This is a genomic window from Janthinobacterium sp. Mn2066, from assembly GCF_049319705.1.
Lineage (GTDB): Bacteria > Pseudomonadota > Gammaproteobacteria > Burkholderiales > Burkholderiaceae_D > Janthinobacterium.
In genome coordinates this window covers 1-13096 of record NZ_JBMOUF010000015.1, presented here as the reverse complement: position 1 = coordinate 13096, position 13096 = coordinate 1, and the positions used below count along the sequence as shown (strand labels likewise).

The window sequence follows — 13096 nt, the reverse complement described above, 5'->3', positions numbered from 1 at the left end:
GAAGCGAGATTGCCTGAGATATTAAAACCAGTCGTGCCAGATCGGCGTGACATTGGCGGGCAGCGGCGGCAACTGCGCAAAGTCCACGCGCGACTCGCCCGGCGCGTGGAAGTCGGTGCCGCGCGAGGCCAGGAAACCGTAGTCGTTGGCCAGGCGCGCATACTCGCCATACTGGTCCGGGCTGTGGCTGCCCGTGACGACTTCGATCGCGACGCCGCCCAATTGCTTGAATTCATCAAACAGCACGCCCTGCGCCGTGTCGCTGAAACGGTAGCGGCCCGGGTGGGCGATCACGGCCAGGCCGCCCGCGCTGCGTATCCAGCCCACCGCTTCGGCCAGGGTCGCCCAGCGGTGCTCGACGTAGCCGGGCTTGCCTTCCGACAGGTATTTCTTGAACACTTCCGGAATATTCGCGCACTTGCCCGTTTCCATGATGTAACGCGCAAAGTGCGTGCGCGACATCAGGTCCGGGTTGCCAACGAATTTCAAGGCGCCGTCATAGGCGCCGGGAATGCCGGCCAGGTCCAGCTGGCGGGCGATTTCGCGCCCGCGCGCATCGCGCCCGGAACGCGTCTGGTGCAAGCCCTGCACCAGCGCCGGATGGTTTTCATCGATCTGCAAGCCGACGATGTGCACAGTTTGACCGGCCCAGGTAATCGAAATTTCCACGCCCGCCACGAAGCGCATGCCCAGATCAAGGGCGGCGGCGCGCGCGGCCGCAGTACCCGACACTTCATCGTGGTCCGTCAGCGCCCACACCTGGACGCCGGCCTGGTGCGCATGCGCTGCCACGGCGGCCGGTGCAAGCACGCCGTCGGAGATATTGGAGTGGCAATGTAGATCGACTTTAAGCATGGGAAAACAATACCGCGCGCGGGCTGAACATGGAAGAAGTTTTCATTGTACGCTGCTTGCCAGAGACAAGAGCACTACTGTGATCAGCATGCTATTGAGCAAGAAATTGCTCCACCAGCCGCGCCAGTTTGGCCGGCTGGTCGTGGTGCAGCATATGGCCCGCATCCATCATCATTTCGCAGCGCACGTCTTGCAGGAAACCCAGGCGGCGGTCGATCTCGATGCGCGCCTCTTCTTTCGGCCCCATCCATTCCCACATATTCGTCCCGGCCGCCTCCACCCACAACACGGGCGCCGTGATGCGGCTCCAGCACGCCATCACTTCCTCGACCTGGTACAGCATCGGGTTGACGCGCTTGTGGCGCGGGTCGCCCATGATCTCCCACTCGCCCGCCTCGTTCTGCACCGACCAGTGTTCGGCCAAAAAGGCGGCGCGCTCGTCGCTCAGGCGCGGATTGGTCTTTTGCAGCCGTGCCGCCACCGCTTGCCGGCTCGGATAGCTGCGCATCAGCGGCGGCTCGCGCAATTCATCGAGCCAGCGGGCGTAGCGGCCAGGCGCTTGCGACGGGCGCGTGGCCATCATGCCGAAGCCTTCCAGGTTGATGAAACGGGCGATGCGTTCCGGCCGCACGCCCGCGTACAGGCCGGCCACGTTGGCGCCCATGCTGTGGCCCAGCAAGTTGACGGGCGCATCGGGCGAGTAATGCTGCAGCATGGCGTCCAGGTCGGCCAGGTAGTCGGGGAACCAGTAGGTATCGGACTGCGTGTAGTCGCTCAAGCCGAAACCGCGCCAGTCGGGGGCGATCACATGCCAGTCGCCCGCCAGCTCGTCGACGACAAACTGGAACGAGGCAGCCACGTCCATCCAGCCATGCACCATGAACAAGATGGGTGCGCCTTCGCGGCCCCAATGGCGCACATGGGTGCGCGCGCCGCGGATGGAGATGAATTCGGAACGGGAAGTTTTCATGGTTTTCATTGCCTTGCCTGCCTTGAAAGTAGCGCGGATGTCGCCACATGCTGTGCCTGTAGAGAGGACACGCATAAAAGTACGACCGTTCTTTAATTATACCGGATCAGCGCCATTGTTCGTACTTGTCTTACAACAGTGAACCGCCCAGCGTAAAATAGCGTCAAACTTCCACATCCGGCTGTGCCCGGCGTTTCCACCACCGCCAATCGCGGCGATCAGCAGGCACTGCCTTGACAACCGGCCGTCGACTTCATTCACGCGGCCAGCGAATTTAATATGCAACAACATGCAACTCAAGAAGATTGGATAAACACATGACGACCGATACCAGCGCCGTGACAGCAAGCGTAGCCACCGAAGGCCAGGATACCCTGCAGAAATTTATTTTCGATAACGCCGCCGTGCGCGGCCAGTTCATCGATGTCTCCCACACCTGGCAGGAAGTGGTGTCGCGCCACGCCTACCCGGTGGCCGTGAAAAAAGTGCTGGGCGAAATGGTGGCTGCCGCCGCCCTGCTGTCGGCCAACCTGAAATTCAACGGTTCCATCATCATGCAAATCCACGGTGACGGCCCGGTGCGCCTGATGGTGGTCGAGTGCGATTCGGAACTGCGTTTGCGCGCCACCGCCAAGCTGGACCCGGACGCCACCATCGTGGACGGCGCCACCGTGCCGCAATTGCTGAACGCCACCGGCAAGGGCCGCTTCATCATCACCCTGGATCCGGCCGACAAGGTGCCGGGCCAGCAACCGTACCAGGGCATCGTGCCGCTGGACGGCGACGACATGGCGACCGTCATCGAAAATTATATGTTGCGCTCGGAACAGCTCGACACGCGTCTGTGGCTGGCCACGGACGACAACACTTCGCGCGGCCTGCTGCTGCAAAAGCTGCCCCACCATGGCGGCAAGGCTGAAGCGACGCCCGTGTCGGAAGAAGATGCGCTGGAAACCTGGAACCGCGCCGTGATGCTGGCCTCGACCCTGAAAGAGGAAGAGATCCTGGCGACCGATATCGATACCCTGATGCAGCGTCTGTTCTGGGAAGAGACGATCCGCGTGTTCGATCCGCTGCACCCAAGCTTCCATTGCACCTGCACCCGTGAAAAAGTGGGCAATATGCTCAAGATGCTGGGCGAGGAAGAAGTCAACAGCACGCTGGAAGAAATCGGCCACGTGGGCGTGAACTGCGATTTCTGCGGCCAGCACTACGATTTCGACAAGGTCGATTGCGCACAGCTGTTCGTCAGCAACGCGCCGGCCGAAGTACTGATCCCGCCAGCGTCCAGCATTAACTAATGACATTGCCTGATTGCGTTGCCTGATCAAGTATCTTGATTAAATAACTCAATTAAACAACACCCTCGGTTACTGCTTTAACATTACCAAAGTTTAATGTAATTCCCTGCAACACCCACGCGCCGCCCCACGGGCGGCGCGCTTGCCACCCCGTTCTTGTCATCTTCCCGTCACGCAACCGTCATCAACGCGTCATACAGCGGCTATACGCTGCGCAGCTTGTTCCACCCCCATACCTTTCCTTCCCACAGGCTGATTGATGAACTCGAATTTGAAGCTGGCGCTGCGCCGCCACTCCTTTAATGTCTTACTGGGCGCCTGCGCAGCGGGCCTGTCCATGCCCGCGCTGGCGCAAACGGCCGCTGCCGCCGCCGTCACCGCCGCCACCAGCGAAATGGCCGCCCCGGCAGCCGCGGCTGCCGCTCCTGCCGACGATGGCAGCGCGGCGACGATGGCCACCGTGCAGATTTCCTCCAACAAGACGCGCTCTTCAGTTGCCCTGAACAGCAACGAGATTCAAAAGATCCTGCCGGGCACCAATCCGCTCAAGGCGCTGCAAACCCTGCCGGGCGTAAGCTTCCAGACGGCTGACCCATGGGGTAACAACGAGCAAAATCTGTCGCTGTTCGTGCACGGCTTCTCGGGCCAGCAACTGGGCTACACCATGGATGGCGTGCCGCTGGGCGACCAGCAGTACGGCAACTACAACGGCCTGTCGCCACAGCGCGCCGTGATCAGCGAAAACGTGCGCAGCGTGGTGCTCTCGTCGGGCGCCGGCGATGTCGGCACGGCCTCGACCAGCAACCTGGGCGGCACCATCGAAACCTATTCCAGCGACCCGCTGGCCACCCGTGGCGGCACGGTGCAGCAAACGGTGGGCAGCCACCGCACGTCGCGCACCTATGCCCGCTATGACACCGGCGTGTTTGGCGACGGCAACAGTGCCTATATTTCCGTGCTGCACCACGAAGCGCACGCCTGGGACTTCAACGGCCGCCAGGGCGGCGACCAGGTCAACGCCAAGTTCGTCAACCGCAGCGACGCCGGCAAGCTGACCCTGTTCTTCAACTACTCGGACAAGACCGAGCCGAACGAAGACAGCACCGTGCACGTCAAGGGCGAAACCAGCGCACCGTACACGCGCCCGTTCCTGTATCCCGACTTTAATGCGGCCTTGAACTACCTGTCGCCAACGGGCGCCACGCCGGCCGCCGATGGCAATAACTACCGCAACTACTACAGCGATGCGCAGCGCACCGATTACCTGGCGTATGCCAAGTTCGACGCCAACCTGTCCGAAGGCACGACCTGGTCGAACCAGGTGTACTTCCACAACGATGACGGCGTGGGCGTGGTCGCCGGCCCGATCGGCGTGGCCGGCTTGCCAGCGCTGTTCAGCGTGTACTACCCGAACCAGAACCTGAAACAGGTGTTCGGCGGTTCCGGCTACGCCACGCGCACCACCGAATACAAGATCAACCGCGGCGGCCTGGTCTCTACCCTGCGCAAGGAAATGGGCGACCATCAACTGGAAGCAGGCGTCTGGCTGGAACAAAACAAGTCGTCGGCCTACCGCCGCTGGTATGCGCTGGACGTGAACAATCCAAGCTCGCCATACGACCGCCCGACCGATCCGTTGATCACGCAGTACGGCAGCGTGATGGATACCAAGGTCGCCCAGTTCCACCTGCAGGATGAATGGAATATCCGTCCCGACATGGCGCTGCAAGCGGGTTTCAAGTCCAGCCTGCAATTTGCCGATGGCCAATTCCCCGTGCAGCCGCTGGTCGGCGCCATCGCTGGCGGCTCGACCGCCTTGCCGGTGGGCTCGATTACCACCAAGAAATGGTTCCTGCCACAAGTCGGCGGACGCTGGGACTTCACGCCGAAAGACCAGCTGTATTTCAACATCCAGCAAAACATGCGCCAGTTCGTGACCTATGGCGGCGGCGGCGCCTCGCCATGGAGCCTGGCCAACCAGGCCGCATTCGACCTGTTCAAGAAAACTGCCAAGCCGGAAACCGCCGTGACGTATGAAGTGGGCGTGCGCGGCAGCCACCCGCTGGACCTGGGCCCTGTCACCGGCATCGATGGCCAGGTCAATATCTACCACGTCGACTTCAGCAACCGTTTGCTGCAAATCAGCCCGACTGCCGTGATCTCGTCCATCATCGGCGGCAACCCGGTGCTGGCCAACGTAGGCAGCGTGCGCACGGACGGTATCGACCTGGCTGGCACCTTGCACTTCGGCAAGAACTTCTCGTTCTACAATGCGCTGTCGTACAACCGCTCGAAATACGCCGACGATTACCTGAGCGGCACCACCCTGGTACCGACGGCAGGCAAGGATGTGCCAGGTTCGCCTGAGTGGCTGAACAAATCCGTGGCCTCGGCCACCATCGGCGATGTCGACGTGCAGCTGATCGGCGACTACGTGGGCCGGCGCTATGCCACGTACACCAACGATTTGTCCGTCTCCAGCTATTTCCTGATGAGCCTGGGGGTGTCGGGCAAGCTGCCTAACCTGGCCAGCTGGCTGAAAAACCCGCGCTGGCGCGCTACCGTCAGCAACCTGGCCAATCGCCAGGGCGTGCTGAACGTGGTGGTCGGTGCAGCCAGCGGCACCTACAACACCTTCCCGATCGCCCCGCGCCAGGGCTTCCTGACCTTGACTGCGGACTTCTGATGCGCAATCCTATCCTTCCTCAACGGCACTTTTCGCGCCGCAACTTCGTCAAGGCCACGGTTGGCGGCCTGGCGCTGACAGCCGTGCCGGGCTTCGCCGCCAGCATGCTGACCTTGCCGACGGCGCGCCCGCAGGTGTTCGCCCACCGGGGCGCCAGCGCGCTGCGCCCCGAGCACACGTTTGCGTCGTACGCCAAGGCGATCGCCGATGGCGCCGACTACATCGAGCCAGACCTGGTGTCGACCAAGGATGGCGTGCTGGTGGCGCGCCATGAAAGCAATCTGATCGAAACGACGGACGTGGCCAAACGCAGCGAGTTTGCCAACCGGCGCGGCAAGCGCATGGTCGATGGCCAGATGCACGACGGCTGGTTCGTCGATGATTTCACCCTGAACGAACTGAAAACGCTGCGCGCCATCGAGCGCCTGCCGCAAATCCGTACCGCCAACACCCTGTACGATGGCCAGTTCCAGATCCCGACCTGGGAAGAAATCATCGAATTTGTTGCAGCGCAATCGGCCGCCACCGGCCGCGTGATCGGCCTGGTGCCCGAGCTGAAAAGCTCGACCTACTTCCGCGATGCGGGCCTGGCGATGGAAGACCGTTTCCTGTCCATCATCCTGGAACACGAGTACACGCGCCGCGCGCCGCTGGAAATCCAGTCGTTCGAAGTGGCTAACCTGAAGTATCTGCGCGAAAAGCTGGGCCACCGCGCCAACATCCGCCTGATGCAGCTGGTGGTCAACATGGACATCCGTCCGATGGACGTGGCCAAGGCGGGCGGCAAGCTGACCTTCCACCAGATGGTCTCGCCGGCCGGCATGCGCGACATCGCCACCTACGCCGACGTGGTGGCGCCGCCGACGCGCGACGTGATACCACTGGGTAAAGACGAGCGCCTGGCGCCGCCGACCTCGATCGTCGACGATGCGCACCAGGCAGGCTTGCTGCTGCACACATGGACCTTCCGCCCGGAAAACCGTTTCCTGGCAGCCGACTTCCGCGATGGCAATGGCGAAAATGCCCGCAACGAAGCCGGTTCCGTGGCGGAGATCAAGCGCTATATCCAGACGGGGCTGGACGGCTTCTTCAGCGATGATCCGGGGATAGGACGCCTGGCCGCTGGCTAAGTGTTGCTTGCAGCACCATTTACATATCTTGTAACAATTTTCATTTCAGGGCGTCACCAGTGGTGACGCCCTTCTTATTCATATTGTGAATTTCTGAAATGGGGATTTGGAATTGGACGCATATCAAAAACTTCATTATTGTGCACTGCAACAACGCATTTTCATGGAGGGCATATGTCCACATTCAGCTCCACCTACAGCAACAACGACGGCTACTTCAGCAACCTCGGCCGCGCCACCCGCGCCTTTGTCGGCGCCCTGCTCGCTGCCAAGCCTTACAGCGAACTGGCCCAGAAAGAAGTCATCGCCAGCGCCGAAGACCAGCGCTACACCCGCCCCAGCCAGCGCGATATCGCCCTGCTGAACTCGGAAGCCATGCGCCACGACAAGTTCATGCCGAATCTGGCCGCCGAACTGCGCTTCATGGCTTCCCGTGGTTAATACCTGACATCCAACTCTGACTAACAAGGAAATATCATGATGATTATCGAATCCGGCCTGATCGTAGTTGCCGTCGCCGTTACCGCGATCCACTTTTACCTGATCATGACGGGCAAAGCGAAGTTCTAAACAGCAACACGCAGTAGAGTAGAAGTAAAAATGATGCAGCAGCCTGGCAATCGGTCCAGGCTGGCAGGGGCAGGAATACTTAGCGCGGCGCAGCGGTGGCGTCGGCGGCTGCAGGCGGCGTCGGGGTCTGGCCCTTGCGCACGATCTGCACGAAAATTTCATTCTGTTTGACCATGCCCAGTTCATAGCGGGCACGCTCTTCGACGGCGCCGGTGCCATCTTTCAGGTCGCGCACTTCCGACTCGAGCTTGTCGTTACGCGCCTTCAATTCCATATTCTTTTTGTTCGCGACCGCCACTTGCGCTTCCATGTCGGCAACGCGCAGCCAGCCGCCTTTGCCCAGCCAGAGCGGGTATTGTATCAACAGCAGCAAGGCTGCCAGGGCAAGCGTAATGAGGCGCATGGGATATCGCTAAAAAACCGACCGGATTGCTCCGGCCGGCCTGTAGGTGACAAATTACTTCAGATTATAGAACGCATCACGGCCAGGGTAGCTGGCGACGTCGCCCAGGTCTTCCTCGATACGCAGCAGCTGGTTGTACTTGGCCATGCGGTCCGAACGCGACATCGAGCCGGTCTTGATCTGCAGGGCGTTGGTACCGACAGCGATATCGGCGATGGTCGAATCTTCCGTTTCGCCCGAGCGGTGCGAAATGACGGCCGTATAGCCGGCGCGCTTGGCCATTTCGATGGCGGCGAAGGTTTCGGTCAGGGTGCCGATCTGGTTGATCTTGATCAGGATCGAATTGGCGATGCCTTTCGAGATGCCTTCTTTCAGGATCTTGGTGTTGGTGACATACAGGTCGTCGCCGACCAGTTGCACTTTCTTGCCCAGTTCCGCCGTCAGGATCGCCCAGCCTTCCCAGTCGCCTTCATGCATCGCGTCTTCGATCGAGATGATCGGGTACTTGTCGCACCAGGTCGCCAGCAGGTTGGTGAACTCGGTCGCGGTCAGGCTCAGGCCTTCGCCTTCCATTTCATACTTGCCGTCCTTGTAGAACTCGGAAGCGGCGCAGTCCAGGCCAATGGCGATCTGCGTGCCTGGCTCGTAGCCGGCTTCTTCGATGGCCTGGATGATCAGCTTGATGGCTTCTTCGTGATTGGCCAGCGATGGCGCGAAACCGCCTTCGTCGCCCACGTTGGTGTTCAGGCCCTTCTTGTGCAGGATCTTTTTCAGCGTGTGGAACACTTCCGCGCCGTAGCGGACGGCTTCCTTGAACGACGGTGCGCCCACGGGAATGATCATGAATTCCTGGATGTCCAGGTTGTTGTCGGCGTGTGCGCCACCGTTGATGACGTTCATCATCGGCACTGGCAGCTGCATCGCGCCCGAACCGCCGAAATAGCGGTACAGCGGCAGGCCGGCTTCTTCAGCGGCAGCCTTGGCGACAGCCATCGAGACGGCCAGGATGGCGTTGGCGCCCAGGCGCGATTTGTTTTCCGTGCCGTCCAGGTCGATCAGGGTGCGGTCCAGGAAAGCCTGTTCATTGGCGTCCAGGCCCATGATGGCTTCGGAGATTTCAGTATTGATGTTCTCGCATGCTTGCAGCACGCCTTTGCCGAAATAACGCTTGGCGTCGCCATCGCGCAATTCCACGGCTTCGCGCGAACCGGTCGAGGCGCCCGACGGTACGGCCGCACGGCCCATCACGCCCGATTCCAGCAACACGTCGCATTCGACGGTAGGATTGCCGCGCGAGTCCAGGATCTCACGGCCGATAATGTCAACAATAGCACTCATATCATTCTCCAAAGTTAAGCGTAACGGGGCTGCACACTGCGTTCTGACGCGCAATTGCGCAATTGCACAACGGGGTAAACAAACTCCCGGCAGACGTTGCAGTGGAAAACTGGCGTGCCGGGAGTCATGCTACGGTAGTACTACGCTATCTCGCCCGCTATCAAGCGGCGGCGGTGGCTTCCTTCTGTGCCAGCGCTGCCTTGATAAACGAGGTGAACAGCGGGTGGCCAGTACGTGGCGTCGATTTGAACTCAGGATGGTATTGCACGCCCATATACCATGGGTGGGCGTTGTCGCCCGTGCGTGGCAATTCCATGATTTCGCACAAATCTTCGCTCGGCGTACGGGCCGAAACGATCAGGCCAGCCGCTTCGACACGGGCCAGGTAATGATTATTGGCTTCGTAGCGATGACGGTGACGCTCGGTCACCACGCTGCCGTAGATCTCGGCCGCCAGGGTGCCCGGATTGACGGCGCAGGTTTGCGCGCCCAGGCGCATGGTACCGCCCAGGTCCGAGTTTTCATCGCGCAACTCGACTTTACCATCGTGGTTTTGCCACTCATTGATCAGTGCCACCACCGGTTGATCCGTATCGCGGTCGAACTCGGTCGAGTTGGCGTTGGCCATGCCGGCCTTGTTGCGTGCGTACTCGATCAGGGCGACCTGCATGCCCAGGCAAATGCCCAGGTAAGGAATCTTGTGTTCGCGGGCGAACTGGGCAGCCTTGATCTTGCCTTCCACGCCGCGCTTGCCGAAGCCGCCCGGCACCAGGATGGCGTCGTACTTGGCCAGGTTCTCGCAGCCGGTGGTTTCGATTTCTTCCGAGTCGATGTACTCGATATTGACGCGGCTTTCCGTGTGCAGGCCGGCGTGGCGCAGCGCTTCGATCAGCGATTTGTACGACTCGGTCAATTCCACATACTTGCCGACCATGCCGATGGTCACTTCCGCTTTCGGATGCTCGAGCGTGTAGATCAGCTTGCTCCAGACCGACAGGTCGGCCGGCGCCGGATCGAGGTCCAGCGCGTCGCAGATGATCTTGTCGAGGCCTTGATCGTGCAGCATTTGCGGCACTTTGTAGATGGTGTCGACGTCCCACACGGAAATGACGGCATCTTCTTCGATGTTCGAGAACAGCGAGATTTTTGCGCGCTCGTCTTCCGGAATTGCACGGTCGGCACGGCACAGCAGTGCGTTCGGCAAGATACCGATTTCGCGCAGCTTTTGCACCGAGTGCTGGGTCGGCTTGGTTTTCAACTCACCGGCCGAAGCGATGTACGGCACCAGGGTCAGGTGCACGAACGCGGTGTTCTTGCGGCCAGCGCGCAGGCTCAGCTGACGCGCTGCTTCCAGGAATGGCAACGATTCGATATCGCCGACGGTGCCGCCGATTTCGCACAGGGCCACGTCGTAGCCTTCTGCGCCACGACGGATGTAGTCCTGGATTTCATTGGTGATATGCGGAATCACCTGCACGGTTTTGCCCAGATATTCGCCGCGGCGTTCCTTGCGGATCACCGATTCATAGATCTGGCCGGTGGTGAAGTTATTCACCTTTTTCATGCGGGTGGAAATGAAGCGCTCGTAGTGACCGAGGTCGAGGTCGGTTTCGGCCCCGTCGTCGGTGACAAACACTTCACCGTGTTGCATAGGGCTCATCGTGCCAGGATCGACGTTGATATACGGGTCGAGCTTGAGCATGGTGACTTTAAGGCCGCGCGATTCGAGGATCGCGGCGAGAGAGGCGGCGGCAATCCCTTTTCCAAGGGAAGACACAACGCCACCAGTGACGAAGACAAATTTGGTCATTGCAGATGGTGCCGAACGGCACGTGCGGGAAATTGAAATTATACACTAAAGCCCGCTGCGCGAACTTGCCCTGCGCGGAAAATTACGCCAAATGCCGTCATTCCCGCCCGGCAGGATGCCAACACACAACATTATTACGAATTGGAAATATTTGAAATATTTCCAATTCCATATCTTGTGTGGTGAACCGAACAGACCCGCTCTCGCGGCAGGACCACACTGGCATTTTTCAACGGAGGTCCATCATGAGCTACGAAGAACGCGACGCCTATGGCATGTATGTCAATCGGGGCCACAAGGGTCCCGGCCCTGAACTGATGGGTGCCGACACCCTGATCGGCGACCATGTGCACAACGCCCGGGATGAACACCTGGGGGAAATCAAGGAGATCATGCTCGACATGCGCAGCGGCAAAATCGCCTACGCCGTCCTGTCGCACGGCGGCGTATTTACCCTCGGTGAAAAACTGTTTGCCGTGCCCTGGGAAGCACTGCTGCTCGACACCGTCAACAAACGCTTCACGCTCAACGTCGACAAGGAGCGCATCGAAAATGCGCCCGGCTTCGATACGGACCATTGGCCCAACATGGCCGACCAGGCCTGGGCCAACGAGCTGCATACCTACTACGGCACCACGCCGCGCAATGACTGATTATTGATCAGCAGTTGGCGTGAACCAGACCAGGTCTGCCTGCGCCCGGCTCACGGTGGCGCCTTGCCTGGCCAGCACCAGCACCAGCGGTGCTGCGCCACCCGTCATATCGCGCACATGCAGCGGCACGCCCAGGTCCTGCTGCGCATGGTAGGCGCCGGCAACCAGCAAGGCGGGCGCGGGCGCGGCCAGCAGCCGTTCGGCCATGCGGCGGTCGCGCTGCTGCTGGATGGCCAGCATGGCAGCCAGGCGCGGCTCGTCGATCTGGTTATCATGCATGGCGCGGATGATGTCTTTTAATTTGCCCTGCACCTGGGCGTCGTTGGCCAGGTTGGAAAACTTGCCCTGCACGCCAGGCTTGTCGACAAACATCTGCCTGATCTCGCTGCGGTCCAGATTGGCCGACCAGACCGGATACGGCGCGCGCATCGCTTCCATCACCAGCGCGCCATACTGATCCCACTTCCAGCTGGCTTGCCACGCCAGTTGCTGCGCCAGCTGATCAGGCGTTGCCTGCGGATGACCTTGCAGCCACGACTTGGCCTGCTCCACTTTCGCTTGCTGGTCCGGGTTCAGCATTTCCAGCAGCACACTGCCTTGCGGCCGCCGTCCCTGCAATTGCTGCAGCAGCCATTGCTCGATCCGATGATGACTCAATTGATCATGCTGCTCGCCCACGATCACACGCGGCGCCGCCGCCAGATGATCGAGCAATTGTTCAGCAGTCATGCGCTGGCCACTGCGCAAATCGATAATCTCGCCCAGCTGGCTGACATCTGGCGCAGAGACGGGCGCCGTAACAACGGCAGGAACAACATCACTGGCCACACTACTGCCCACACTCAGGGCAAGCAGGCAGGCGGACACAAGCAAGGACAGGGACAGTTTCATGACGGCCTTAGAATAGCGCTGCAAAAACAGCAATGACCATCATTTTAATGGAAATGATTCTCACTTACCATTCCGCGATATAGCCCTCCTCCGGCTGACGCATCGACAAGCGCAGTGACACCGGCAGCTACATCATCACTCAATTGGCGAGCTGTGACACAGACATGGTATCGCTCTTCATGCAAGCTCTGCTCAAACTATGTTCGCGGCAACAAATCGCTATTACGCGAAATGCGCCATCCGGTTTTTCCCATCATGAATGCTTATCGCATTGCACCAATCAGTGTACTGCGGATGTGGTTGACTTAAGGAAACGCTGATTAATTCAGCCGCCCCGTTCCCGTCGGTGCCGCGACCTGAGACAATCACGCTACGTTCACCGCCCGCGACCAATCATGCAAAAGAGCTTTTCCGACCTCGAATACGCCGCCAAGAAAAAACTGACGCGGCGCGACCGCTTCCTGGCCGAAATCGATAGCGTGACACCGT

At 60.2% G+C, this 13096-nt stretch carries 11 protein-coding genes; 5 read left to right on the top strand and 6 right to left on the bottom strand.

Features of this window, described 5'->3' with window-relative positions:
• Positions 1-21 precede the first annotated feature (21 nt).
• On the bottom strand, positions 22-855 hold the full coding sequence (locus ACL9RI_RS24435) for a 3',5'-nucleoside bisphosphate phosphatase (protein WP_422729072.1): 834 nt from the start codon (positions 853-855) through the stop codon (positions 22-24).
• Positions 856-946: 91 nt separating this feature from the next.
• Entirely contained in the window at positions 947-1825 is an 879-nt protein-coding gene (locus ACL9RI_RS24430) for an alpha/beta fold hydrolase (RefSeq protein ID WP_422729071.1), read from the bottom strand.
• A gap of 317 nt (positions 1826-2142) precedes the next feature.
• On the opposite strand from ACL9RI_RS24430, the gene hslO reads away from it, so the two are divergent.
• From hslO to ACL9RI_RS24410, 4 genes are all read left to right on the top strand, one after another.
• Entirely contained in the window at positions 2143-3126 is a 984-nt protein-coding gene (gene hslO / locus ACL9RI_RS24425) for an Hsp33 family molecular chaperone HslO (protein ID WP_422729070.1), read from the top strand.
• A gap of 259 nt (positions 3127-3385) precedes the next feature.
• On the top strand, positions 3386-5812 hold the full coding sequence (locus ACL9RI_RS24420; protein WP_422729069.1) for a TonB-dependent receptor: 2427 nt from the start codon (positions 3386-3388) through the stop codon (positions 5810-5812).
• Between the two features lie 11 nt (positions 5813-5823).
• The gene (locus ACL9RI_RS24415) at positions 5824-6942 is read left to right on the top strand and encodes a glycerophosphodiester phosphodiesterase (RefSeq protein WP_422729167.1); all 1119 of its coding nucleotides are present in this window, start codon (positions 5824-5826) and stop codon (positions 6940-6942) included.
• Between the two features lie 174 nt (positions 6943-7116).
• A complete protein-coding gene (locus tag ACL9RI_RS24410; RefSeq protein ID WP_422729068.1) occupies positions 7117-7383 on the top strand; it encodes a hypothetical protein in 267 nt (88 codons plus the stop codon).
• 208 nt (positions 7384-7591) lie between these two features.
• On the opposite strand, the gene ftsB is transcribed toward ACL9RI_RS24410, so the two are convergent.
• The 3 genes from ftsB to ACL9RI_RS24395 all read right to left on the bottom strand — a co-directional run bounded on the left by ftsB (position 7592) and on the right by ACL9RI_RS24395 (position 11063).
• Positions 7592-7915, bottom strand: a complete 324-nt coding sequence (gene ftsB / locus ACL9RI_RS24405; protein WP_422729067.1) for a cell division protein FtsB — start codon at positions 7913-7915, stop codon at positions 7592-7594.
• Between the two features lie 54 nt (positions 7916-7969).
• Entirely contained in the window at positions 7970-9253 is a 1284-nt protein-coding gene (gene eno / locus ACL9RI_RS24400; protein ID WP_422729066.1) for a phosphopyruvate hydratase, read from the bottom strand.
• Between the two features lie 160 nt (positions 9254-9413).
• Positions 9414-11063: a CTP synthase gene (locus ACL9RI_RS24395; RefSeq protein ID WP_183675776.1), complete on the bottom strand. Its 1650-nt coding sequence runs from the start codon at positions 11061-11063 to the stop codon at positions 9414-9416.
• Positions 11064-11308: 245 nt separating this feature from the next.
• Here ACL9RI_RS24395 and ACL9RI_RS24390 point away from each other — a divergent pair, with 245 nt between their 5' ends.
• Positions 11309-11716: a PRC-barrel domain-containing protein gene (locus tag ACL9RI_RS24390; protein WP_422729065.1), complete on the top strand. Its 408-nt coding sequence runs from the start codon at positions 11309-11311 to the stop codon at positions 11714-11716.
• Here the strand turns inward: ACL9RI_RS24390 and ACL9RI_RS24385 are convergent, their stop codons facing one another.
• Positions 11717-12607 (bottom strand): ChaN family lipoprotein, encoded by an 891-nt coding sequence (locus ACL9RI_RS24385; protein WP_422729064.1) that lies wholly within the window; start codon positions 12605-12607, stop codon positions 11717-11719.
• Positions 12608-13096: the final 489 nt, after the last annotated feature.

What these genes read in the sequence shown, in the direction of transcription:
- ACL9RI_RS24390 (WP_422729065.1), top strand. Translation starts at nt 11,309, where the DNA reads ATGAGCTACGAAGAACGCGACGCCTATGGCATGTATGTCAATCGGGGC.
- ACL9RI_RS24410 (WP_422729068.1), top strand. Translation starts at nt 7,117, where the DNA reads ATGTCCACATTCAGCTCCACCTACAGCAACAACGACGGCTACTTCAGC.
- eno (WP_422729066.1), bottom strand. Translation starts at nt 9,253, where the DNA reads ATGAGTGCTATTGTTGACATTATCGGCCGTGAGATCCTGGACTCGCGC.
- ftsB (WP_422729067.1), bottom strand. Translation starts at nt 7,915, where the DNA reads ATGCGCCTCATTACGCTTGCCCTGGCAGCCTTGCTGCTGTTGATACAA.
- ACL9RI_RS24395 (WP_183675776.1), bottom strand. Translation starts at nt 11,063, where the DNA reads ATGACCAAATTTGTCTTCGTCACTGGTGGCGTTGTGTCTTCCCTTGGA.
- ACL9RI_RS24435 (WP_422729072.1), bottom strand. Translation starts at nt 855, where the DNA reads ATGCTTAAAGTCGATCTACATTGCCACTCCAATATCTCCGACGGCGTG.
- hslO (WP_422729070.1), top strand. Translation starts at nt 2,143, where the DNA reads ATGACGACCGATACCAGCGCCGTGACAGCAAGCGTAGCCACCGAAGGC.
- ACL9RI_RS24385 (WP_422729064.1), bottom strand. Translation starts at nt 12,607, where the DNA reads ATGAAACTGTCCCTGTCCTTGCTTGTGTCCGCCTGCCTGCTTGCCCTG.
- ACL9RI_RS24420 (WP_422729069.1), top strand. Translation starts at nt 3,386, where the DNA reads ATGAACTCGAATTTGAAGCTGGCGCTGCGCCGCCACTCCTTTAATGTC.
- ACL9RI_RS24430 (WP_422729071.1), bottom strand. Translation starts at nt 1,825, where the DNA reads ATGAAAACTTCCCGTTCCGAATTCATCTCCATCCGCGGCGCGCGCACC.